Raw genomic sequence first — 24693 nt, forward strand, 5'->3', positions numbered from 1 at the left:
TATGTGTCATTAAAATGACTCATAATTCATCTTTTTCAGCATTCCGGTCATTTGCAAAACCCAGTGGTATGCGTAGTTTAAAGGCTGTTGATCTTTTATCTATGATTGATGTGCCAAGTGTTGAATCTGTAAGCGCGTACGCATAGATCAAGTCACAGACCCGATATTCTTCTTTTAAGCGTATTTTAAATGACTAAAGCTGCAATTCATTTTACCCATGCCAATGGTATTCCTTCTGCCAGTTATCAAAAGTTTTTTCAATGTTTTGAAGCAGATTATCATTTAAAGGCAATTCCACTGATTGGTATGCAAGCAGAATTTCCTGTGACCTATAAGTGGACCTATTTGATTCATCAAGTGATTCAGGACATTGAGCAGCAGTTTCCAAAGCAACAAGTGATTGGTTTAGGGCATTCTTTTGGTTCATTATTAACCCTGATGTGTGCCTATCAGCGTCCAGATTTATTTTCTCAATTGATTATTATGGATCCACCTTTTGTGATTGGATCGAAGTCGGCATTATTTGAAATTTTACAAAAATTTAAACTGAAATATGTAGATCAACTCACACCTGCCGCCGTGACCATGAAGCGTCGAGATCATTGGGCTAGCCATGCAGAAGCCTATCAAGCTTTGCGGCATAACCGTTTATTTAAAAAATTTGATGCACAATGTTTTGAAGATTATTTTGCCAGCGGCATACAAGTCGATGCACAAAGAGGTGGTGTGACTTTAACAATTCCAAAACGGGTAGAAGCTGAAATTTTTAGAACCGTACCTGCATGGTGGTGGCGCACACCACGCAAAGCCCCAGATGTACCTGTGCATTTAATTACAGCAAGGCATAGCCCATTTTATTTGCAAGGTTTACCGCAAGGCATGCAAAAAACTTATGGAATTGAGTTTAGTGTGGTCGAGGGAGGACACATGTTTCCTTTGGAAAATCCTGAAACCACGGCAACACATGTGCAGCAATTAATTCAAAAACAACACGCTTAACAGCGAAGTCTAGCAATTAAATGCTCAAACGGGCGTGACCTGATTCAGGAAAATCGCCCGATTTATCCTGTGTTATGTTAACGAATTTTGGCATCATCCAAATGTCGTGCACCTTCTAAAATCATGCGAATCATGGTCATGGTTTGTTCAGCGGTTTCTTTACGTTCAGTCGCAGGCATATCAATGACTTTAGCGCCCATATTAAACACCAACTGGGTAATGGCTTTTGCGACAATATCGGGATGCGCTAACTTGCTGTTATTTAAACGTTCTAAACGAATTAAATCATCCTGCAATTCTTGCTGGAAATAATTCAATTGGCGCTCAACAGCTAGCTTATAAGAGGTTGAACCCGTATAACCTTCACGTAATAGCAGACTTAAATTGCCTTCATCGGTATCTAATTGTTCAATAAATACTTCAACCGAGCTGCGAATAATACTGTTTTGTTTAGATGCTTTTAAACGTGCTTCATGCAGAATTTGACGCAACACCACACCTGCACGATCAATCAGTTCAATCGCGAGTTCATCAATATCTTTAAAATGACGATAAAAACTGTTTGGTGCGATGCCTGCTTCACGTGCAACTTCACGTAAACTTAAAGATGCGATACTTTTTTGTGGGCCAATTAAATTTAATGCTGCCTGAAATAATTCTTGTTTAGTAATGGTAGCTTTACGCCCAACCGTACGCACGACAAGAGGCTCATGAACCGTTTCAGATTCTGGAAAAGTCACATCATGGTTTGTTTTCATGGCAGGCTGAGTCATATTTTCAATAATTTATAAGCTTAGAGGCATTATAGCGGTTGCGCCAGTACTTGTGAAATGATTAGAAACAATACAGGTGTATATACAAATATATATACATGTGTATAATAATTAAAATTTCATCGGGTGGTGCTGAATCATGCAGCTAACTGAAAAAAGAAAATCTCCCTTAACCAGTATTGCAACTGCAGTACTAGACCCTTATGCCGCCAATTTCTGGTTGCAAAAAATTAATCCATTATGGTCGGTGAATCAGTCACTCGGCAAAATTGTAAAAAAAGATACCGCTGCACAAGGTGTAGTGAGCTTTACTTTGCAATTCAATAAAAAATTCCAAATTGGCGCAGCAGGGCAGCATCATCCTGTTTATGTGACAATTCAAGGCGTACGCTATGAGCGAACCTATAGTTTGACTCAGCTTGATGCACAACACGTTTTATTGACGGTAAAAAAAGTTGATCAGGGCAAAGTCAGCACATGGCTGGTTGAGCAAGCCAAAGTTGGTGATACTTTGGAATTTGGTGCGCCTTATGGTGATATGCAACTGCCTGCACAAGCCCAGCCTTTAATTCTATTGGTAGCGGGTAGTGGTATCACACCAATGTATAGTTTGCTACAAGACATGGCGAAATCAGGTCGTCTTGGTAGCACTCCAGTAACTTTAATGTATTGGGTAAAAACCTTTGCAGACGCAGCATTTAAAGCACAGTTTGAAGCATGGGCACAACAATATCCAAACTTTAAATTTCAAGTGTTTTATACTCAAGAGCCGAGTGTGGCGCACAGCCGTTTAAATGCAGAACATTTACAAGACTTGGCACAAATCGAGCAAAGTGCAGTGTTTGCATGTGGCCCATCGGGTTTTACCACGCAAGCTGAACAATTATTTGCACAAGCTGCTTTGCTGAAAACAGAAGCTTTTAGCATGACCCCTGTGTTAAGTGACGATGTTGGTTTGGTACAAGTTACACTGACTCAATCGAAAAAGATTGTCACTATTCCAAAAGGCAAGTCCATTTTAGAAAGTCTGGAACAGCAAAATATTAAACCTAAATACGGCTGTCGTATGGGAATTTGCCATAAATGCGTATGCAACAAGGCTGAAGGTTCAACTAAAAACTTGGTCGATGGTGTTCAAAACAGCGAACCGAATAACCAATTGAAAATCTGCGTCAATTCAGCACAAACCGATTTAATTATTGATTTATAAGCGAGTTCCGATTATGAATATGCCAGTAAAAATAGAATATTTCCGCAATCCTAAAAACCGTGAACTCACTCAATTTGAATTAGATGAGCTTGCACGTGAATTAGACGCCATTAAACAAGAAGTTTTGGATGATATTGGCGAAAAAGATGCTAAATACATCCGCCGTGTTTATTCAACCATTCGTTATAGCTCAATGGCAGGTCGTGCCTTATTGTTCGCAGGATGGTTCCCGCCAGCATGGGTTTTGGGTACAGGCTTGTTAGGCTTTGCCAAAATTATGGAAAACATGGAATTAGGTCATAATGTCATGCATGGTCAGTATGACTGGATGAATGATCCTAAATTCAATGGTGCAAGTTATGAATGGGATACGGTAGGTACTTCAGACAACTGGCGTCAAACCCATAACTTTAAACACCATACTTATACCAATATTAAAGGTATGGATGATGATATTGGCTATGGTTTGGTGCGTTTGTTCCCAGAACAGCGCTGGAGATCAGGCTATTTATTGCAACCTTTATACAGTATTCCTTTCTGCTTACTGTTCCAATGGGGTGTTGCCATTCAGAATTTAGAAATTGGTAAAATTTTGAATGGCCGTAAAAGCAAAGCCCAAGCCAAAAAAGAATGGCAACCTATGCAGAAGAAAATTGGAAAACAATTGTTTAAAGATTATGTGTTCTTTCCATTGATTGCAGGCCCTTCGGCTTTACCAGTGTTTACAGGGAACTTGGTTGCGAATGGTATTCGTAATATTTGGACATTCAGCATTATTTTCTGCGGTCACTTTACGAAGGATGTAGAAGTATTTCCAAAGTCTGTGATGCAAAACGAAAGCCGTGGTCACTGGTATATGCGTCAAATTCGTGGTTCATCGAATCTTACAGGTTCTGAAGCATTCCACATTTTGACAGGACATTTAAGCCATCAAATTGAACACCATTTATATCCAGATATTCCTGCACGTCGCTATCGTAAAATGGCTCCAAAAGTACAAGCTGTGTGTGAAAAGTATGGCTTGAACTACAACAATGCGAGCTTAGTTAAACAGTACGGCAGTGTGCTTAAACGTATTGTGAAATATGCTTTTCCATTTAAGAAATAAGTGACTTACAAATGAGTTGTTTAGTACGAATAGATTAAGTGATTGATCTTGGTTTAAAACTATACTTCTATTTTGAATTAGAGGTGATGCTGTAAAGTGTCACCTTTTTTATTGCTTTAGGTGTTGTAGTCGTTATTTTTATGCAGAATCATCAGCTATTTTATTAAGAGAAAACTCTATTTTTATTTTCTATTCTGGGTATAAAAAAGTAATCACCATAGGCGGCATCCGCTACATGTAACTTAAAAACCCACAATTCAAATTGTGGTTTTATTATATCATTCATCAAAATCAAGCCAGTTTTTTATAAGTTACAATTTCTGGCAATGAATGATCACTACCCACCATATAAGAATAAGTCGCTAAACTCAGCATGGCATCATCTTCATCACTATTACCATACGCATAAATAGCAGCATAATTTTCTAAATCATATTGTTCTAAAATCCGTATTTTCTTTTGTTCCTGACTGCAATCAGGTGTTGAATATCGCCCTGTAAATTGCTGCTTTTCAATTGCTGTTTCAGTACAAATCAAAGCGACATTTAACTGCTGACAAATATACTGTAAATAAATATCTACACTTGCAGAAACAACCACCACTTCATCTCCATTGAATTGATGCTGCTTTAATTGTTGTAATAGTTGTGGGTTAAGATCATGTATTAAATCTACTGCGTAGCGCTGTGCAAGTGCTAATATTTCAGCTGTATTTGCATCTTTAAACATAGCATTAAACAATTTAGGGCGCATGGCATGTGCAGGATAAACTTTTAAATAGTAAGCCTGAATCCAAGGCAAGATTTTAAGTCCTTGCTTAAAAATATGCCGCTTAGATAAAGCATAGAAAATAAACCCTGTAAAACTGTCTTTGCTGCACAGGGTCCCATCAAAATCAAATAGGGCTAGATTTTTATATTTTTGGCTTTTTGCATGCATGTTTTATAACGTCCATTGACTCGCGTAGCAAACCAATTGGTGTTGTAATCTCGACTCAGTTTAGGCCCTGAAATGACCACTTGCGGCATCATGGCATAAAATGGCTCTTTGCCCGTTTGCGCTTTATAGAGTTTCGTGACTGCTAAATATGTCGCAGTATCTTCAAATTTCTTTTCTTTTTCTTTTTTTAGGTCTGCACGAATTTGTCGTGGGGTGACTAAAATATTATGTTTTGAAAAAACAGCAATTAATTCACGTTCGGATTCACTCTTTGCATTACGCACGCTACCATCTTTAGTATAAAGTAGCAAATCACCATCTAAATCTAATTCTGCTTCAGTTAAATCATTTAGCATGCTTTGGAATGCGGCATTGCGGCTCGAATACATGCCAGAGTTATAATCAGCAAAGCGGTATAGCGGTTGATCGTAATCGGCAGGGTACATCATTAAACGATGAATCCCGTAATATAATCCGCCATATTGAGTGTATAGATCGCTGCGTAACTCTGCGATGTTACCGCTTTGGCGTTTATGCTCTTTGGCATAGCTAATATGTACTTGCATCGAGCCTAAAGTAGTAATTGGATTAAGTTTTTCGCCAATATTTTGTCCAAACAGTTTGGCAGCACCTGTTAGCGCAGACACGTGATAATGTTTGGCCATATAGTCAAAAATTTCACGATACAATTCATCCAGTTCACGTTCGGTTTTCACACGACGCATTTGGCTTAAATAGTTATCTTCAGGGCTTGGGTGGTTTTTCAGTACATCCTGAAAATAGCCTGCAACCGTACCACCAATGGCTTCGCCCAGTTTATCTTTAAATTTCTCATCCAAACGGTCTTGCACTTCTTTAACTGCTTTTTCACCCAGACCATAGACTTGAGGGTCGGCTACAAAGTTCGATTCCTGATCCACCACGGCAATGATGGTGCACATATTTTCTTTGGTTTGTGGGATGCCCAATTGCTCTGAAATATCGTAAATATCTTTTGCCCAAGCACTACGCTCACTGACCCTATTCGGAATGAGTTTGCGGATTTGTTCTGCTTCAAGGGTTGGCTCATTGTCCTTAGACCACCATGCGCTATCTCCACAGGCAGCCAAGCTTAATGATAAAGCAAGCACGCTGAAGGGTTTCATCAAAGAAGTGAATACAGTGTCTTTCATAGTATAGGGAAAACTCGTTCCAAATGGATGAGCCCAAAGGGCAGATGCAGTATACTATGCCAATCGTTAAAGTTAAGAATATATATGTATATTGGTCCCTATCAACTGTCAAATAATTTGATCGTTGCCCCGATGGCAGGTGTCACTGATAGACCCTTTCGCTCACTGTGCAAGTACTTTGGTGCAGGGCATGCGGTCAGTGAAATGATGACCTCTGACAAAACTTTGCGCATGAGTAAAAAGAGTTTGTATCGTGCCAACTTTGATGGGGAACTTGCACCAATTTCTGCACAAATTGCAGGTTCAGACCCGCATGATTTGGCCGAAGCCGCACGTTATCAAGTCGCCAATGGTGCACAAATTGTTGATATCAATATGGGATGTCCTGCCAAAAAAGTCTGCAATAAGTTGGCTGGTTCGGCTTTATTGCAAGATGAAGATTTGGTGGCACGCATTTTAGATACTGTGGTTGCCGCGGTGAATGTGCCTGTGACACTGAAAACTCGCTTAGGTTTTTTGAATGGGCAGGAAAATATTTTACGGGTTGCCAAACGCGCAGAACAAGCAGGCATTGCTGCATTGGCATTGCATGGGCGTACCCGTGAAGATATGTATTTAAACCGTGCACGCTATTCACTGATTAAAGAAGTGAAAAGCATGCTCAATATTCCTGTGATTGCCAATGGTGATATTGATAGTCCTGAAAAAGCCAAATATGTCTTGGACTATACAGGCGCAGATGCGATTATGATTGGACGTGCTGCGCAAGGACGTCCGTGGATTTTTCGGGAAATCGCACATTATTTAGCAACAGGTGAGCTGTTAGCAGCACCGAGCATTGCAGAAGTTCAAAAAGTATTACTTGGACATTTAGCTGAGCTGTATGAATTTTATGGTGAATATTCAGGTTGTCGTATTTCACGTAAACATATTGCTTGGTACACCAAAGGTTTACGTTCAAGTAATGAATTCCGTCAAAGTATGTATCAAGTAGAAAGTACTGCAGAACAATATAAAGTGGTTGAAGATTACTTTAATCAGCTACTTGCGCATGGTGAAATCATGAGTGATGTGCAGGTTGAAACCGTGAACTTGTTAGACACAAAGTAATCGCATGCAAATATATGCTTTAGCTTTTTTGGAACTAAATAAAAACTCAACTGTGATACACAGTTGAGTTTTCTGTACGTAAACTTAGCGTGCGTGAATCATTTCCAAAACCAACTGATTAATTAAATCTGCGGCTTCTAATTCACGTATCTGACTCACATTACTACCAGCCCAAAACGGAGCATAACCTTGCTCGCCTTGTATAACGGCTGCTGCATGCAACTGTTTTGCAAGATCATAGCTATACGGATAGGTAGGTACTGTTAAACGATCTGGCGTATCTACTTGTGTATGCCAATGATTAATTAAACCACGGGCAGGGCGTCCAGAAATGCTGTCGGTCATTTGAGTAATGTTTTGTTGAAATAAAGCTTGTCGATAAGCTGGATTGGCATTGGAACTTTTACATTGCACAAAAGCTGTACCCAGCTGTACCGCAGAAGCGCCCAATTTCAGCATTAACTGTGCTTGCTGACCATTCATAATGCCACCTGCTGCAACCACTGGCAGGGTACAATGTTCACGAATTAGTTGTACTAAATCGCTGGTTTTAATTGCACTATCAAAGGTTTGGTTAAAGATACCCCGATGTCCACCTGCCTCAATGCCTTGGGCGATAATGACATCAATTCCCGCTGCTTCAATGGCTTGAGCTTCGGCTAAGTTGGTTGCTGAAACCATAGTAATGATTCCTGCATCTTTTAAAGCCTGAATTTGATGCGCATGCGGAATCCCGAAGTGAAAACTGACGGCTTGTGGTTTAGTTTCTAGTACAAGATCTAAATATCCATCATGGTCTTTAAAACTTGGATAAATACAATTTAGTTGACTCGGTGCAGTTGCGCCATAGCGTTCAAAGATTGGCTGAAAATGTGCAATCCACGCTTGTGCAGCGACTTCATCTAGTGGACTTGATTCATGGCAAAAGAAATTGACCTGAAATGGAAAATCAGTCAGTTCTTGAGTGCGTAAAATTTGCTCACGTGCAGCATCTATCGTGTTTGCACCTAAACCGAGTGAGCCAAAACCACCTTGATTAGAAACCTCGGCTGCAAGTTCGGGAGTAGAAACGCCAGCCATTGGAGCAAGAAAAATAGGATGCTTTATATTCAGTTGTTCTAATAAGGTCATATTATTTACTCCATGTTTTTATCTACTTTGCCCAACTCTAGGTAGATTGGCAAATCATATCCGTCATTTCTTTATGAAATATTAAGATGAGCGATATCATTAAATTTGCAGATGCTTTCAGGCATAATAAGCCTGATGTATGAATTGATGAGTAAATTAATGAAGCCTTTCGTTTATGGTGGTTTGCTTGTGGTGTGTGGATTAAGTGCGTGTAGCAATCCACAGCAAACTCAAGTAAAAATTGATCCAAAGCAATATCAGGTTCAGGATGCGACTGCATTACAACAGCGTATAGATGCTTTAAATGTCAAATTGGCGCAAGACTTCAAACAATTTAAACAAGTCGAAAATATCGCATTTGCGCATCAATTCCCTTTAGATGTAAATAACTTACAAACTTTGAATCAGCATTTGGTCGCCAGTACTGCTTTAAAGCCGACTAAAATTGCTTATTGCGATATGATGAATGGTTATTTTGCTGAGTTATATCGCTTAGGACATAACAATCTAGATTTTCTTAAAGATGTAAAATTACCGCGTGCAGAGCAGGAAAATTTGGCTGAAAATTTTGCCAATGCAGAATCTTATTATGATTTTATTTTGAATCGTTACACCAGTTACCGCCAAGTACAACAGACCATGGGCTATGGTTGTAATTTAAAAGCGGCGTTATAGTTGCGGCAGGATTTAGGTTTACTAGGGTCTGTTGATATTTCATAAATGGCTTGCGCTGTAGGCTAAAACTGAGCAGATTAGGCATGAAACGCAGGGAATAACGGGTTTATTTTCAAGTTTTATAACGCAATCTGTGAAAGTTTTAGCCACATGAGCAAAAACAAAGCACTGCTTTGTTTGCTGCGCAAGGGTACAAGCATATTTTTTGCTGCTATTACGTTATGTGCCAGTCATTTAGAATGAGTAAATTTCCTGTCCCATGCCTTATATCAGCTAAAAAACCTTGCGAGATATATCTCTCATGTCGCAAACATAGACGAATTGTCAACAGACCCTAATTAAATCGTGCTGAATAAAAAACTCCTGAGAACTTGCTCAGGAGTTTTTGTTTTATACAATCAAATTATTGTTGTGCTTTTTCTTTCACATTTGCAGCACCTTGTTCAACCGCACCTGCAGTCGCAGCAGTTGCATCTTTAGCAGCTTGTACAGTCGCATCAGCTGCGTTTTCTGTTGCTGTTGCAACATTGTGTGCAGCATTTTCAGTTGCTTGCGCTGCGTTATCTACCGCAGTTGCTGTAGCAGTAGCAGCTTCATGTGTTGCATCTTTGGCATCATGTGCAGCTTGAGCCGCAGCGTTTTCTAAGTGTTCACCCGTAGTTGCCCCTGTTTCTGGTGCTTTTTCTTTTGCACAACCTACAAGTGCTACAGTGGCAGCAAGACCTAAAGCAATAAGAAGTTTATTCATTATCATGTTTCCTTTTTTTACATCCACTTAAGATGGGATAATGCGAATATAACCAAAAAACAATCAATTTGAAGCTTAAAATTGTTCAAATAATGTAATGGGTTTAGATATTTTTTTGTTGTGTAGATTAGAACGATAAATTAGAGAAAAATATGCCGATGCGATTCATTTTTTCTGATAAGGTGAAATCTTGAGAATGGTTACAGTTTTTATTGTACAGTAATGCCATTCTGTAAGATTGGGATTGTAAAATGCTTAAAAAAGGGATTTATCAACATTATAAAGGGCAATTGTATCAAGTGCTGCATGTGGCTACACACAGTGAAACCCAAGAGAAATTGGTGGTTTATCAATGCTTATATGGCGATTATTCTATTTGGGCCAGACCGCTTGATATGTTCACGGAGAGTATTACTTTGGATGATGACCGTGAACAGGAACGCTTTAAATTGATTCAAGAAGTGTATTAATATTTGAAGTTATTTACCTATTTAAAACGATCCAATCTATTTTTAGATTGGATCGTTATGTGGATGCTCAAAGTTTAATAAAATCAATTATTGAATGGAAATACGGTTAAAGCTTAAATCGTATGCTAAATATTTACTCACAAAAGCTGCTTTATCACTGCGTCTTAATAAGTTGTCATAAATAAATTGTGGTACAGGATGGAATAAATCCCCAGAGCCATTTTCGTAAAATATTTTTAAATAACGTGAAGATGCACTGTATGTCCAGGATGTCACGGCAAGTGTTTTACCCATAAGCAACTCCTTTATTTTTTATATTATTTTTCACAGAATAAATCTGCTTATTTTGAACATAAGTGAAGTGCTTGCTAAAAAGTATTACAGAATTGTAACTTTTGAATATAAGTTTTTTGCGCAACCTAAACGTGCCAAAAACGACAAAACTATTATGAAGCGAAATAAAACACCACATTTAGGATGTGGTGTTTATGCTTTGCACATGAATAGTCATTCATTTAAATAAAATGATTGAAAGACTAGATTTTATAGATGACGACATTGATCTTCTTTGTCACCAGAAACACGGTTTGTGCCGCCAGTCGGTTTTACGCGGTTATCTTCACATTCTAAATTGCCATTCACGCGGTTATTTTTTACAACGATTGAGCCTGAATTATCTTTAAGTTGAATATTGCCATTTACACGGTTTGACGTGAGTTGGATGTTACGCCCATCTTCGAGTTGGATATTGCCATCAATGCGGTTGGCATGTGCATTAACCTGACTAAAGTTTCCTTTAGATTCTAAATTGCCATCAATCGTACTATTTTTAATTGCCGTATGTGAGTTGGAATGCAACATTAGGTTGCCCTTAATAGTCACATGATCAAGAACACATTGTTTATGCACTTTGACATTATCATCAATAGTTCGATTTTTAATGCTGCCATTACAGTTGAAATCAGCTAAAGCTGGCACTGAAAATGCTATTAATGTTGAAAGTAAAAATAATTTTTTCATAGAACAGCCCTCAAAAATAAATCTCACAACTGTTACCGGTACAGATTCGATTGTAGTGTTGTAATGTTTTTACATTTTCTATTCTAGAGATGAAATATGAATAAATAAGGTAGAAAAGGGTGATGTTCTGATTAAAAAAAACCACGCAAAATATGCGTGGTTTTTTTGAGTGGTTTAATCTAAAACTTAGATTTTACCTACTAGGTCGATAGATGGGGCTAAAGTTGCATCACCTTCTTTCCATTTAGCTGGGCATACTTCACCTGGGTGAGCGTGAACGTATTGAGCTGCTTTAACTTTACGAAGAAGTTCTTGAGCATCACGGCCAATACCGCCAGCATTGATTTCGATGATTTGGATTTTACCTTCTGGATCAATTACGAAAGTACCACGGTCAGCAAGACCAGCAGATTCGATTAATACTTCGAAGTTTTTAGAAAGCGTCCAAGTTGGGTCGCCAACCATTACGTATTGGATTTTTTTGATTTCTTCTGAAGAATCGTGCCAAGCTTTGTGCGTGAAGTGAGTGTCAGTAGAAACTGCATAGATTTCAACGCCTAATTTTTGGAATTCTGCGTAGTTGTCTGCAAGGTCACCAAGCTCAGTTGGGCAAACGAAAGTGAAGTCAGCAGGGTAGAAGAATACTACAGACCATTTGCCTTTAAGATCAGCTTCAGTTACTTCAATGAATTGACCGTTGTGGTATGCATTTGCTTTAAATGGTTTAACTTCAGTATTAATTAAGCTCATCATTGTCTCCATGATTAAGGTTTGTATTTCGTTGGCAATAGAGTATCTAATTTTGTTTTATTGCTGAAATGGTATTTTTACATTACTAGCATCGGAAAAACAAATGAGTATGTAAAAAGCGTACACTTTCATCACAGTATTATTGAGTCTTTATTAGGCCTCAAAATGATGATGATTGCATGACAACCTATTTTTCAGGTTCAAATACAACCCATTTCAAGCAATTGGTGAACATACATCTATATGGGGATGCTATTTTGAAATTCAAGGGGGGATTTAAAACTTTTTAAATACGCATTCTAAATCACTGTTCTTTCGCTTAAAGGCATTACAGCGTAAAATACGCGTTTGTGTTTTGGTTAGGAAGCGTATTCTGTGCAGAGTCATTTAAATGTAGACCACCTCGTTTTGGCGCGTGATCGTCATCGTTTAAATCGACTACGAAAAGGCAAAGATGCCAATCCAAAGCAATATCAGGAATTATTTGAAAAATCTAATTTAAAAGTGTTGGAGCGTGCACAGCGCATTCCCAACATTAAGTTGAATCAAGATTTACCTGTGACTCAATCTGCCGAACAGTTGATTACTGCAATTCAGCAACATCAGGTCATTATTGTGGCGGGTGAAACAGGTTCAGGGAAAACTACACAGTTACCACAAATTGCAATGTTGGCAGGTCGTGGTTTAACGGGGTTAATTGGTCATACTCAGCCACGACGTCTTGCTGCGCGTAGTGTATCGCAGCGTATTGCCGAAGAAGTTGGCGAAAAGTTAGGTGAGTCCATCAGCTTTAAAGTTCGTTTTAATGAACAGGGTTCGCAAGATTCAATTGTCCGTTTAATGACCGATGGTATTTTGTTAGCAGAGCTTGCCAATGATCGTTATTTAAATAAATACGACACCATTATTATAGATGAAGCGCATGAGCGTTCTTTAAATATTGACTTCATTATGGGCTATTTAAAGCAACTTTTGCCACGTCGCCCTGATTTAAAAGTCATCATCACTTCTGCAACTTTAGATGTGCAGCGTTTTAGTAACTATTTTAACGGCGCACCTATTTTTGAGGTCGAAGGTCGAAGCTATCCTGTCGAAGTACGTTATCGTCCAATTTCTGAATTAAGCATTGGTGGTAGTGATGATGATGAGTTTGATGACTTTGAAGAAAACTTGCCACGCGCAGTGGTGCAAGCGGTAGAAGAATGCTTTGCCGATGCACAGGAAAAAGGTCATCCTGAACATGCCGATATTCTAATTTTTGCCAGTACTGAACAGGAAATTCGGGAGCTGCAAGAAACCTTGCATAAGCATGGACCGCGTCATACTGAAATTTTACCGTTGTATGCGCGTTTGGCTTTGGCGGAACAACAAAAAATCTTTAATCCTTCAGGTGGTGGTCGTCGCATTATTATTGCCACCAACGTCGCTGAAACCGCACTCACTGTACCCAATATCCGCTATGTGATTGATAGCGGTTTTGCACGTATTTCACGTTATAACTATCGCTCACGGGTGCAGCGTTTACCGATTGAAGCAGTATCTCAGGCAGCAGCGAATCAGCGTAAAGGACGTTGTGGTCGTATTGCGCCAGGCGTTTGTATTCGCCTGTATTCAGAAGAAGATTTTTTAAGTCGCCTAGAGTTTACTGAACCTGAAATTAAACGCACCAACTTGGCATCGGTCATTTTACAAATGCAAAGTTTGGGCTTGGGTACGCTCGAAGATTTTGATTTTATTGAGCCGCCAGATCATCGTTTAGTCAATGATGGTCGTAAGCTGTTGATTGAACTGGGTGCGATGATTGAGAAGGGTAAAGCCCCTCTTTTAGACGGAATGAGCAGCTCTGCGACGCAAAAGGGAGACAATCATCCGAATAATTCCACTAAATCCACCGCTAATAAAGGCGAGCTTCAAGGCAGCAGCTTAACCAAAATTGGTCAGCAAATGGCAAAAATGCCGATTGATCCACGATTGGCACGTATGATTTTAGGCGGTGCACATTTTGGGGTGTTAAATGAAGTCCTGATTATTGTAGCGGCATTGGCGGTACAAGACCCGCGTGAACGTCCTGCAGACAAACAAATGCAAGCCGATCAAAAACATGCACTGTTCCGTGAAGCAGATTCTGACTTTTTATTCTATTTAAAACTGTGGGAAACTTTGCACGAAAACCGTGATGGCATGAGTGAAAACAAACGTCGTACTTTTGCCCGTCAGCATTTTTTAAGTTGGTTGCGTTTACGTGAATGGAAGAAAACTCATGAACAATTGGTGGATTTGGCGCGTGGCTTAAAACTGTCGTTTAATGAGAAAAAAGCCAGTTATGAAAATCTGCATCGGGCGTTATTAACAGGGTTGCTTTCTTTTATTGCCAATAAAACCGATGAGCGCAATGTGTTTATGGCAGTACGCCAACAAAAAGCACGAATTTTCCCTGCATCGACTTTGCATAAAACCAATACACCGTGGGTCATGGCATTTGAGATGGTAGAAACTTCGCAAGTGTATCTACGCACCTTGGCAAAAATTGAACCTGAATGGATTTTATTGGCTGCACGTGATTTGCTGAAGCATCACTATTTTGAACCACATTGGTCTAAAAAAGCAGGCGTGGTGAATGCCTATGATCAGATTTCGCTGTTTGGTCTAATTATCGAGCCGAAACGTCCTGTCAATTACGAAAAGGTCGATCAGGAAGCCGCCCATGAAATATTCTTACGTGATGCTTTAACCACAGGCAACTTGGGCATTACCCCACCATTTTTAAAACACAACCTGCTTAAACTGGAAGAAGTGGAACGGGTTGAAGATAAATTACGTCGTCGTGATTTAGTGGTTGATGAAGAAACTATTTATCAATTTTATGCCGCCAAAGTACCTGCAGAAGTTGCAAGCCGTCGTTCCTTTGAAGATTGGCGTGCCACAGTAGAGCCGCAAAATCCACGTTATTTATTTGTGGAAGATGATGCACTTTGGCTGAATGATCGTCCGACCACGCAGCAATTTCCTGACTATTTGCGTAATGGTGAGCTGCGCTTGGCGGTCAGTTACCGTTTTGACCCCAGCCATGATGAAGATGGCGCAACCGTTAAAATTCCAGTGCAAGCGTTGGCACAGGTCGATGAAAATATCTGGTCGTGGGGTGTTCTGGGTTGGCGTGAAAATTTAATTGAAGCCTTGCTCAAGACTTTGCCTAAAGATAAGCGTCGTCATTTGGTGCCTATTCCAGACACAGCTCGAAAGTTGCTACAACGTGTTGATGCGGTAAATTTACGCGAGCACATTTTTAGCTTTTTGGCATTCCAGTTACGCGCAGAGCACATCACCGAAAAAGACTTTAGCTTTGAGCGAGTAGATGCGTATTTATTGCCGTTCATTAAAGTGTTAGATGAAAAAGGGCGGGTGATTGAGCAAGGGCGTGATTTATCTGAATTAAAAGCGCGTTGCCGTACCGAAACTCACAGTCCAGTAAAACAGTTACACGGCGAATTCCAAACCTTCCCTGAACGATTTGTATTTGAAGCCTCGCAAAAAGTCACGGGCGTAGTGGTTAAGCAATATCAGGCGTTGGTACCAAGTAAAGCTTTTGCAGAACTTTCACAAAAAGATGAATCGGGTGTGGTGATTCAAACCTTTAATGATCAGCGCGAGGCGATTCATCAGCATCGTGAAGGGGTGATTCGTTTGCTGCATGTGCAATTAGGCGATTTATCACGGCAATTGAAAAAGCAAATTGCCAAACCATTGGCCTTGGCGTACTCACCTTTGGGTGATAAAGCACAACTTGAGCAAATGTTGATCTATGCGACCTTGCAAAGCATTATTTGTGACGTGCCAGTCAACTTGGAAGAGTTTCAAAACTTGCAGCTTGAGGTAAAAAAGACTTTTCTCAGTCATGGTCAAACCACGCTGCGTATCTTTAATGAAATTTATATTGCATGGCAAGACATCCGCCGTCAGCTTCTTATGCTTGATGAAGCAGTTTTTGCTAAAAATATGGATGATATAGAAGATCAGCTGGACTTAATGCATCTGGCAGACTTTGTGTATAGCAAGCCTGTAGAGGTGTGGAGCGAATATCCGCGCTATTTGAAAGCGTTGTTATTACGTTTAGACCGCTTACCCAACAACTTGCAAAGAGACGATGCTGCCATCGCCCAAATTGACCCTTGGATGGACAAATTGTTTAAACACAAACAAGATGCCCGACTCAAGGAATTGTACTTTATGGTGGAAGAATTACGCATATCGCTGTTCTCTCAACCCATGAAAACCAAAATGCCAATTTCTGCAACTCGGCTGCAAAAAGTATGGGAAAAGCTCGGAATCAGTTAAGATATTAGTAATTTCTAGAAGGAGTTTTACATGGGCATTCGCATTATAGGTACTGGTCTTTATCACCCAGAAGATGTTATTACCAATGAAGAGTTGGTCGAAAGTTTAAATGCTTATGTGGAACAGTATAATCAGCTCAATGCTGACAAAATTGCAGCAGGTGAGCTTGAAGAACGTCGTGGCTCAAGTGCTGACTTTATCGAAAAAGCCTCTGGGGTAAAACGCCGTTACGTGTCAGAAAAAACAGGTATTCTGGACATTAACCGTTTACGTCCAAATTTGCGTGAACGCGGGGATGATGAAATTTCGCTACAAGCAGAATGGGGTGTAATTGCTGCAAAACAAGCCATGCAAAATGCAGGCGTGACCGCAGAAGATATTGATGTGGTGATTTTGTCTTGCTCAAACTTGCAGCGTGCTTATCCTGCGGTGGCGATTGAAATTCAAACTGCGCTTGGTATTCAAGGTTATGCCTATGACATGAACGTGGCATGTTCTGCTGCGACTTTCGGCATTAAGCAAGCGCATGATGCGATTAAAGCAGGTGCGCGCCGCGTACTGTTGGTGAATGTCGAAATTACCTCAGGTCATAACGATTTCCGTTCACGTGACTGCCACTTTATTTTTGGTGATGTAGCAACCGCTTCAATTTTGGAAGACACTGAAACCAAAGCAGGTTTCGAAATTTTGGACATGAACCTGTTTACTCAGTTCTCGAATAATATCCGTAATAATTTCGGTTTTTTAAACTTAAGTGAAAATGCAGATATTGACGATAAACGCTTCCATCAAGATGGTCGTAAAGTCTTTAAAGAAGTTTGCCCCTTAGTTGCCAAAATGATTACTGCGCAATTAGAAAAGAATCAGATTGCGCCAACCGAGGTGAAGCGTTTCTGGTTGCACCAAGCCAATGCCAGCATGAACGAACTCATTTTGAAATTGGTGGTTGGTAAAGAAGCAGCACAACCAGGTTTAGTACCTATTATTTTAGATGAGTTTGCCAATACTTCTTCGGCAGGGGTAATTATCGCTTTACACCGTACTGCACACGAAGTCGAAAACGGTGAATATGGTGTCTTGTGTTCATTTGGCGCAGGCTATTCAGTTGGCGCGATTTTGGTACAAAAACGTGATGCTGCATAAGCTTTGCCAAACCGTATAAGATCAGCAAACGCCTAAGTACAGGTATTAAAAAGTTCCTTCTCCTTCGGGAGAAGGCTTGGATCATCCGCGATATTCTCTTCACACAGACACATACAGAATAAAAACATCGAAAAACTTTATGAAAAATAATGCTTAGGTTAAGATGGAGCATCTTTTAATAGACCTATTTTGAAAACCTATGCAACCATTTGTTCTATATAACTCAGAGCAACGAAAAAAAGTTGAATTTGTTCCGCGTAAAGAAGGACATATCGACATGTATGTCTGTGGCATGACGGTTTATGATTACTGTCATATCGGGCATGCGCGGGTTATGGTTGCATTTGACTACATCATTCGCTTTTTGCGCAGTCAAGGTTGGAATGTGAAATATGTCCGCAACATTACCGACATTGACGACAAAATTATTAAACGTGCTAATGAAAATGGCGAGAGCATTCAAGCTTTAACAGATCGTTTTATTCAAGCCATGAATGAAGATGCGGCAAACTTAGGCTGTGTTGAACCTGATGCTGCACCACGTGCCACTGAATATATTGATCAAATGCAAAATATGATTGGTAATTTGGTCAATAAAGGCACAGCTTATCCTGCAAGTAATGGCGATGTTTATTTTCAGGTTGAAAAATTTGACAAATATGGCCGTCTTTCAGGTCGCAAGCTAGAAGACATGCAGGCGGGCGCGTCTGAGCGTGTTGATGTTGAAGTCGACAAAAAGCATCCATTTGACTTTGTTTTGTGGAAACATGCCAAAGAAAATGAACCATCTTGGGCTTCGCCGTGGGGCAATGGACGTCCGGGTTGGCACATTGAATGTTCTGCGATGTCGACTTGCTGCTTAGGTAATCATTTTGATATTCATGGTGGTGGTTCAGACTTAATGTTCCCACACCATGAAAATGAAATTGCCCAGTCTGAAGCATCAACAGGTGAGCAGTATGTAAATTACTGGATGCACGTTGGCTTTATTAATGTCGATGGCGAAAAAATGTCGAAGTCATTGGGTAACTTCTTCACCATTCGTGATGTGATGGAAAAATTCCATCCTGAAGTGATCCGCTACTTTATTGTGTCATCGCATTATCGTAGCCCTGTAAACTTCTCCGATGTAGCACTCAAAGAAGCCAAAACCGCATTATCACGTTTCTATCACTCATTTAAAGCTTATCAACAAGCGTACGGTACGCAAACAGTTGAGCAGTTAGATGAGGCTTTGGTGGAACGTTTTAATGCCGCAATGCGAGACGACTTTAATACAGCCGAAGCAATTGCAGTTCTGTTTGAAGTCAATAAAGAGCTGAACCGTTCAGTAAAAGAGCAGCAGGCAGATCAGGCGGCGGTGTACTATTCGACTTTGCGTCATTTGACCAATATTTTAGGTTTGGTGCAGCATGATGTTGACGAATTCCTGAAGTCTGATATTGGTCAGGACGCTTTAGGTTTATCTGAACAAGCCATTGCAGACTTCATTCAGCAACGTCAGGATGCCAAAAAAGCCAAAGATTTCGCCCGTGCTGATGAAATTCGTCAGTCTTTGCTCGATCAAGGTGTGGTCTTGGAAGATACCCGTCAAGGTACAGTATGGCGTCGTGCTGATTAATTGAGCACTTGGGAGCATAGAGAGTTGACAGTTGTATGAAATTCTCTATAATTCACTTCAATATTGCGGGAATAGCTCAGTTGGTAGAGCACAACCTTGCCAAGGTTGGGGTCGCGAGTTCGAGTCTCGTTTCCCGCTCCAAAATTTTAAAAAACGCTTATCGAAAGATAAGCGTTTTTTTATGGCTGTTTGTTACAGCTTGCTTGCAGTCAGCTTTATAGATGGGTTTGATCCATAATTTTTAGAGCATTTTCGTTGAAATATGCTTCTGAGCTAGTTCTATCTTTAGCTTTATCTGCAACTTTGAATCAATAAAATAAATAGCCTAAGCTCAAATATGATTGTTTTTCATTTGAAACTCGAGTCAAAAAGCGAGTTAATTAAAACAGCATACAAAAATGCGTTAAAACAAAAAACACACGCAGAATCAAAGTGTAGAATTGCATAGATATGCTAAAATTGCGAAAATTAAATGTGCTTCAATAAATCACTTTTATTGAGGTGTAGAAAATACTCAATTTAAGTTGAACGTTGAATGCCAAACATGTCAAATACCATTGATTTCCAATCTGTAGCCTTAGACACTTTAAGAATAGAAGAACAAGCATTACAAGTCTTGGCGACGCAAATTGATCAGCGTTTTAGCCGTGCCTGCGAAATCATGTTGCATTGCAAAGGGCGTGTTGTGGTCACAGGTATGGGAAAATCAGGTCATATTGGTCGTAAAATGGCTGCGACGTTTGCCTCTACAGGCACGCCGTCTTTCTTTATGCACCCGGGTGAAGCAGGGCATGGTGATTTGGGAATGTTGGTACGGGGTGATGTTTTAATTGCCATTTCCAACTCCGGCAAAAGTGATGAAATTATGATGTTGATGCCACTCATCAAACATCTGGAAGTTCCTCTAATCACAATTAGCGGTGATGATCGCGGGCCGATGCCACAAAATGCTGATGTCGCTTTAACATTAGGCAATATTCAGGAAGCTTGTCCACTTGGTTTAGCACCAACCTCAAGTACGACTGCAACCTTGGCATTAGGTGATGCATTGGCTGTAGCGTTACTTGATGCACGTGGTTTTACTGCCGATGATTTTGCTCGTTCACATCCTGCAGGCGCTTTGGGTAAGCGCCTGTTATTGCATGTGAAACATTTGATGCATACCGGTACAGAATTACCTAAAGTTGCACCAGATACACCAATGAACAAAGTGTTATACGAAATTTCAAACAAACGTCTAGGTTTAACCACAATTGTCGATGAAAATGACGTCTTGTTAGGCATTTTCACCGATGGTGATTTACGACGTTTAATTGATAAACAACAGGGCTTTGATGTGAATTTACAAGTTGGGCAAGTGATGACTCAACATCCTGCAACGATTTCACAAGAAGCACGTGCAGTTGAAGCTTTAGAGCAATTACGTGACCGTAAAATCAATCAGTTTGTGGTGGTGGATGATGCCAATAAAGTCATTGGTGTGATCAGTATGCATGACTTGATTCAAGCAGGGGTAAACTAAACAATGGCATCTTATATTTTATTAGAGCAAGCGCGTCATATTGAAGCTTTGGTTTTAGATGTCGATGGAATTCTAAGTGATGGTTTTGTCACCTTAACCAACAGCGGTGATGAAATTAAATCATTCGATATTCGTGATGGTTTAGGTATGAAACTGGTGCAACAAGCAGGTGTTAAAGTCATTATCATCACGGGTCGTAAAAGTAATATTGTCGAAAAACGCATGTCCGATTTAGGTGTAGATTTGGTCTACCAAGGACGTGAAGATAAAGGCACTGCATTGCAGGAAGCCTGTGCCAAGTTAGGTTTATCACCTGCAGATTGTCTCTATATGGGCGATGACTGGCCTGATCTTTCAGCGTTTTCGATTGCGGGGATGAAAGTCACAGTGCCAAATGGACATATTGAAGTGCGTCGTCGTGCCGATTTAGTCACACAGGCCATGGGTGGGCGCGGTGCGGTACGTGAAATCTGCGATATGATTTTAACCGCCAAAGGTGTGTACCAAAGCTTACTTGAAAAATATCTCAGCATCCCTCATTAATTAAGTCATACATTCAAAGGTTTGAGTTACAGCCCCACTTATGGATACTAAAGTTTTATACGTTACTGCGATTGCAATTGCAGCTGTAAGTGGTGGTTATTACTATTACAGCGGTAAAGGCAAAAAACTGGAAACTGACGCTGCTCGCTCTATGACTTATAGTGCAGAGCAAATTCATCTGACCCAAACAGATGAGCAGGGCAATTTATATGTGCGTGCGCAAATTGACCGTTTAGAGCAAGACATGCAGCAAAAAACCTCTAAGCTGGAAAATTTGAATGCCTCTATGTATAAAGCGGGCGCGGTGGATGCCACTTTTTTTGCTAAACAGGCACAAGGTTTTAATGACAATGAAAAGGTTGTGTTGTCAGATCAAGTGCTAGCAACCAAGTTACTCGCTCAAGGCAAACTGACGCTTGAAACAGTCGAGTTGAATGTGTTTCCTAAAACACGTGAAATCAGTACCGAAAAACAAGTGACTGTACAATCTCCACAGGCTGATTTTATCAGTCAGGGCTTAAAAGCCAATTTAAATGACGGGCAATACGAATTTTTTAATATTCGAGGAAAGTATGAACCATAAATCTAAGCTTACAGCTCCTAAAGCGTTGATAAAACAAGCAGCACTTGTGGGCTTGGCGGTGCTTTCATCGGCAGGTGCATGGGCAATTCCGTCAGACCGCAGTCAGCCTATTACTTTATTGGCAGACCGTGCGACCTTTAGTGAACGTACTGGCGTCACCACTTATACAGGCAATGTGGTGATTGAACAGGGCACCATGAAACTGCAGGCAGATTCGATTGTTGCTAATCTGAACAGCAAAAAAGAAATTAGTGTCATTACGGCAACGGGCAGACCTGCGCAATTCCAGCAAAAGACTGATCCAGCCAAAGGGCTTGCCAAAGGTCAGGCGCAAAAGATTGTTTACAATGCTGAAACAGGCATTATCACCTTAACGGGTGGCGCACTTTTAGAGCAAGATGGAGCCAGTATTCGTGGTAATACCTTGCGTTATAGTATGAACAAAGGCGATGTTGAAGCGATTGGTACACCGAACAAAACTGGTTCTGAAGCGGGTCGTGTAAAAATTGTGATTCCACCATCAAGTTCAAAATCATTCCCGGGAGCGCGTGATTAATGGATCAAACGAGCGCAGCACAGGACAGCGTCCAGCACGGTCAGCAGACTTTGTGTATTAAGCATTTAGCCAAAAACTATAATAAGCGCTGGGTGGTTAAAGACGTTTCATTTGAAATGAAAAGTGGTGAAATTGTCGGGTTACTTGGGCCGAACGGTGCGGGTAAAACCACCAGTTTCTACATGGTTGTGGGTTTGGTGCGTATGGATAAAGGCGAAATCCATTTAGATCAACTGGATTTATCTGACCTTGCCATGCATGAACGTGCGCGTAAGGGGATTGGTTATTTACCGCAAGAAGCCTCTATTTTCAGAAAGCTGACCATCGCTGAAAATATTATGGCTATTTTAGAAACCCGCAAAGATTTAAATAAACAGCAACGTCAGCAGCGTTTATTAGAATTGCTGGCAGATTTTAAAATCACGCATATTAAAGATTCATTAGGGATGAGTGTGTCGGGTGGCGAACGCCGTCGTGCAGAAATTGCCCGTGCTTTGGCAGCAGACCCTAAATTTATGTTGTTAGATGAGCCTTTTGCAGGGGTCGATCCTATTTCTGTCGGTGATATTAAAGATATCATTCGTACCTTAAAAGATCGTGACATTGGCGTATTAATTACCGACCATAACGTCCGTGATACTTTAGCCATTTGTGAACGTGCTTATATTGTTAGCGAAGGTTCAGTCATTGCAGAGGGTACACCGCAAGAAATTCTGGAAAATGAAATTGTGCGTGAAGTTTATTTGGGTGAAGACTTTTTTGTTTAAAGCTTGAATGTTCTAATCGTTATTGGTTTTCGTATGCTTACTGCATAAGTTGTAGAACAGAAAGTCGTGTAAACATTATTTAACCTTCTATACCTTTGAGGATAGAAGGTTTTTTCATGGTGGTTATCAGTCCAAATAAGCTATAACTCTAAATACGTTAGAGCGCTAAACACGTTATAATTATCAAGTTTTTATTTAACTGGTTGATTGATCTGGAGTGTTATGCCATTTACCATTGCTGCGCCCATCACTTTTGAAGAAGAAATTAAAAAAAGTCGATTTCAGGCAATTGCTGTGCCTGTAGATAATGAGCAAGCGGTAAAAACTTTTTTGGAACAGCAGCGTGATTCATCTACCACACATCAATGTTGGGCATGGAAAATCGGGCATCAATTACGTTTTAATGATGATGGCGAACCTTCAGGTACGGCAGGACGTCCTATTTTAGCCACGATTGAAGGCAATGAGTTGACTAATGTTTTGGTGTTGGTGAATCGTTGGTACGGCGGCATTAAATTGGGCACAGGCGGCTTGGTACGTGCCTATGGGGGATGTGCAGGGCAATGTTTGGCTCTAGCAGAAAAAATAGAACTGATTGAAAAAAAGACCGTGCAATTTTCCTGTCATTTTAATGAGTGGGCAATTTTACAATACGAGCTAAATAGTCAGCAGATTGAGTACAGCGAAGACTACACCGCCGAAGGCGTGTTGGTAAAGGCATTCATGCAAGTCGATCAAATAGACCCTTTAAAACTAAAATTACAAGATATTAGCCGTGGGCGTGAACAACTCAAAATCCTTGAGGATGATCAAGATGACTGAAGCAAATTCACCTGATCCATTATCGAAGTACCGTGAGCAGCATAAACACCGTTTAAACTACATGCCGTGGTTATATTGGTCATTAAAACCTAAACATCGTGCTTGGGCAGAAGCTTGGCAGCAGGAATATCAAGCTTATTTAATGGCAATGGAAACGGTAGAGATTGGCAAAAACTGTTTTATTTCACCATTGGCACATATTTTTGCAGAACCAGGACGTAAAATCAGTATTGGCGATAATACCTTTATTGCAGCCGATTGTACTTTGCATGGCCCTTTAGAAATTGGCAATGAAGTCGCGATTAATCACCACTGTATTTTAGATGGTGGCAGAGTTGGAATTAAGCTTCATGATCAGGTGCGTATCGCAGCATATTGTCATTTATATGCATTTGATCATGGCATGGCTTTGGATCAGCCCATTTATCAGCAAGCGGTGCGTTCACAGGGCATTGAAGTTGGTAAGGATGTTTGGTTAGGTGCGCATGTTGGTGTTAAAGATGGGGTGAAGATTGCGGCACATGCAGTCGTTGGTATGAATAGCATGGTCACCAAAGATGTTCAGGAGCGGGAAATTGTGGTAGGAAACCCTGCCAAATTGATTCGTTATCGTGAGTAAATACGATGCAGCAAGGCTAAATCTTTAAACTTCATTACATTTTTTCATGTCCCTGCAACACGAGTTGTGTTAAGTTA

Annotated in this window: 25 protein-coding genes and 1 tRNA gene; 18 read left to right on the plus strand and 8 right to left on the minus strand. The window is 40.3% G+C overall.

The features are described 5' to 3' along the window. The first annotated feature begins 189 nt into the window (after positions 1-189). Entirely contained in the window at positions 190-999 is an 810-nt protein-coding gene (locus FTU09_RS07385; protein WP_104852176.1) for an alpha/beta fold hydrolase, read from the plus strand. 77 nt (positions 1000-1076) lie between these two features. Here the strand turns inward: FTU09_RS07385 and fabR are convergent, their stop codons facing one another. Further along, entirely contained in the window at positions 1077-1757 is a 681-nt protein-coding gene (gene fabR, locus FTU09_RS07390) for an HTH-type transcriptional repressor FabR (RefSeq protein ID WP_026438369.1), read from the minus strand. 154 nt (positions 1758-1911) lie between these two features. Between fabR and FTU09_RS07395 the strand changes: the two genes are divergently transcribed. After that, complete coding sequence (locus FTU09_RS07395) at positions 1912-2982, plus strand: ferredoxin reductase (protein WP_167846089.1); 1071 nt, start codon at positions 1912-1914, stop codon at positions 2980-2982. Positions 2983-2995: 13 nt separating this feature from the next. After that, complete coding sequence (locus FTU09_RS07400) at positions 2996-4090, plus strand: acyl-CoA desaturase (protein WP_096900933.1); 1095 nt, start codon at positions 2996-2998, stop codon at positions 4088-4090. 291 nt (positions 4091-4381) lie between these two features. Here FTU09_RS07400 and FTU09_RS07405 read toward each other — a convergent pair whose 3' ends face one another. Then, positions 4382-5029 carry an HAD-IB family phosphatase gene (locus FTU09_RS07405; protein ID WP_004973036.1) on the minus strand — a complete coding sequence of 216 codons (648 nt, stop codon included), beginning with the start codon at positions 5027-5029 and terminating at the stop codon, positions 4382-4384. Continuing rightward, a complete protein-coding gene (locus FTU09_RS07410) occupies positions 4996-6201 on the minus strand; it encodes a DUF1615 family protein (RefSeq protein ID WP_004973039.1) in 1206 nt (401 codons plus the stop codon). The genes FTU09_RS07405 and FTU09_RS07410 overlap by 34 nt, the downstream gene beginning before the upstream one ends. A gap of 84 nt (positions 6202-6285) precedes the next feature. On the opposite strand from FTU09_RS07410, the gene dusB reads away from it, so the two are divergent. Then, positions 6286-7311 (plus strand): tRNA dihydrouridine synthase DusB, encoded by a 1026-nt coding sequence (gene dusB, locus FTU09_RS07415; RefSeq protein WP_167846087.1) that lies wholly within the window; start codon positions 6286-6288, stop codon positions 7309-7311. A gap of 84 nt (positions 7312-7395) precedes the next feature. Here dusB and FTU09_RS07420 read toward each other — a convergent pair whose 3' ends face one another. Then, positions 7396-8442, minus strand: a complete 1047-nt coding sequence (locus FTU09_RS07420) for a nitronate monooxygenase family protein (protein WP_180079919.1) — start codon at positions 8440-8442, stop codon at positions 7396-7398. A 159-nt stretch (positions 8443-8601) separates the two neighbouring features. On the opposite strand from FTU09_RS07420, the gene FTU09_RS07425 reads away from it, so the two are divergent. Next, positions 8602-9117 carry a hypothetical protein gene (locus FTU09_RS07425; protein WP_131260826.1) on the plus strand — a complete coding sequence of 172 codons (516 nt, stop codon included), beginning with the start codon at positions 8602-8604 and terminating at the stop codon, positions 9115-9117. 403 nt (positions 9118-9520) lie between these two features. Here FTU09_RS07425 and FTU09_RS07430 read toward each other — a convergent pair whose 3' ends face one another. Beyond that, positions 9521-9865 carry a hypothetical protein gene (locus tag FTU09_RS07430; RefSeq protein ID WP_004973048.1) on the minus strand — a complete coding sequence of 115 codons (345 nt, stop codon included), beginning with the start codon at positions 9863-9865 and terminating at the stop codon, positions 9521-9523. A gap of 251 nt (positions 9866-10116) precedes the next feature. Between FTU09_RS07430 and FTU09_RS07435 the strand changes: the two genes are divergently transcribed. After that, positions 10117-10335 (plus strand): DUF1653 domain-containing protein, encoded by a 219-nt coding sequence (locus FTU09_RS07435; RefSeq protein ID WP_004973051.1) that lies wholly within the window; start codon positions 10117-10119, stop codon positions 10333-10335. A gap of 87 nt (positions 10336-10422) precedes the next feature. Here FTU09_RS07435 and FTU09_RS07440 read toward each other — a convergent pair whose 3' ends face one another. Next, positions 10423-10629, minus strand: coding sequence for a hypothetical protein (locus FTU09_RS07440; RefSeq protein ID WP_004973053.1), 207 nt, complete (start codon positions 10627-10629; stop codon positions 10423-10425). Positions 10630-10878: 249 nt separating this feature from the next. Next, positions 10879-11196: a hypothetical protein gene (locus tag FTU09_RS07445; protein ID WP_225530638.1), complete on the minus strand. Its 318-nt coding sequence runs from the start codon at positions 11194-11196 to the stop codon at positions 10879-10881. A gap of 79 nt (positions 11197-11275) precedes the next feature. Between FTU09_RS07445 and FTU09_RS13840 the strand changes: the two genes are divergently transcribed. Then, positions 11276-11419: a hypothetical protein gene (locus tag FTU09_RS13840; protein WP_225545326.1), complete on the plus strand. Its 144-nt coding sequence runs from the start codon at positions 11276-11278 to the stop codon at positions 11417-11419. 122 nt (positions 11420-11541) lie between these two features. On the opposite strand, the gene ahpC is transcribed toward FTU09_RS13840, so the two are convergent. Beyond that, entirely contained in the window at positions 11542-12105 is a 564-nt protein-coding gene (ahpC, locus tag FTU09_RS07450; RefSeq protein ID WP_004973058.1) for an alkyl hydroperoxide reductase subunit C, read from the minus strand. Positions 12106-12480: 375 nt separating this feature from the next. Between ahpC and FTU09_RS07455 the strand changes: the two genes are divergently transcribed. The 11 genes from FTU09_RS07455 (at position 12481) to FTU09_RS07505 (ending at position 24616) form a co-directional block, all read left to right on the plus strand. After that, positions 12481-16440, plus strand: coding sequence for a DUF3418 domain-containing protein (locus tag FTU09_RS07455; RefSeq protein WP_180079921.1), 3960 nt, complete (start codon positions 12481-12483; stop codon positions 16438-16440). 30 nt (positions 16441-16470) lie between these two features. Then, the gene (locus tag FTU09_RS07460) at positions 16471-17583 is read left to right on the plus strand and encodes a beta-ketoacyl-ACP synthase III (protein WP_154320667.1); all 1113 of its coding nucleotides are present in this window, start codon (positions 16471-16473) and stop codon (positions 17581-17583) included. A 199-nt stretch (positions 17584-17782) separates the two neighbouring features. Continuing rightward, positions 17783-19204, plus strand: a complete 1422-nt coding sequence (gene cysS / locus FTU09_RS07465; RefSeq protein WP_154320668.1) for a cysteine--tRNA ligase — start codon at positions 17783-17785, stop codon at positions 19202-19204. Positions 19205-19269: 65 nt separating this feature from the next. Next, positions 19270-19345 (plus strand) — tRNA-Gly (locus FTU09_RS07470). Between the two features lie 403 nt (positions 19346-19748). Beyond that, positions 19749-20726 carry a KpsF/GutQ family sugar-phosphate isomerase gene (locus tag FTU09_RS07475; RefSeq protein WP_004973067.1) on the plus strand — a complete coding sequence of 326 codons (978 nt, stop codon included), beginning with the start codon at positions 19749-19751 and terminating at the stop codon, positions 20724-20726. A 3-nt stretch (positions 20727-20729) separates the two neighbouring features. Next, the gene (locus FTU09_RS07480) at positions 20730-21269 is read left to right on the plus strand and encodes an HAD family hydrolase (RefSeq protein ID WP_004973069.1); all 540 of its coding nucleotides are present in this window, start codon (positions 20730-20732) and stop codon (positions 21267-21269) included. Between the two features lie 40 nt (positions 21270-21309). Next, positions 21310-21852, plus strand: coding sequence for an LPS export ABC transporter periplasmic protein LptC (lptC, locus tag FTU09_RS07485; protein ID WP_004973071.1), 543 nt, complete (start codon positions 21310-21312; stop codon positions 21850-21852). Next, positions 21842-22408 (plus strand): lipopolysaccharide transport periplasmic protein LptA, encoded by a 567-nt coding sequence (gene lptA / locus FTU09_RS07490; protein ID WP_004973072.1) that lies wholly within the window; start codon positions 21842-21844, stop codon positions 22406-22408. The genes lptC and lptA overlap by 11 nt, the downstream gene beginning before the upstream one ends. Then, entirely contained in the window at positions 22408-23175 is a 768-nt protein-coding gene (lptB, locus tag FTU09_RS07495) for an LPS export ABC transporter ATP-binding protein (protein WP_154320669.1), read from the plus strand. The genes lptA and lptB overlap by 1 nt, the downstream gene beginning before the upstream one ends. A 222-nt stretch (positions 23176-23397) precedes the next feature. After that, positions 23398-23997, plus strand: a complete 600-nt coding sequence (locus tag FTU09_RS07500; RefSeq protein ID WP_096900925.1) for a YigZ family protein — start codon at positions 23398-23400, stop codon at positions 23995-23997. Beyond that, on the plus strand, positions 23990-24616 hold the full coding sequence (locus FTU09_RS07505) for a DapH/DapD/GlmU-related protein (RefSeq protein WP_004973079.1): 627 nt from the start codon (positions 23990-23992) through the stop codon (positions 24614-24616). Before FTU09_RS07500 ends, FTU09_RS07505 begins: the two co-directional genes overlap by 8 nt. The last annotated feature ends 77 nt before the right edge of the window (positions 24617-24693 follow it).

Origin of the sequence: Acinetobacter sp. YH12058 (assembly GCF_013419805.1) — a bacterium.
Taxonomy (GTDB): Bacteria; Pseudomonadota; Gammaproteobacteria; order Pseudomonadales; family Moraxellaceae; genus Acinetobacter; species Acinetobacter towneri.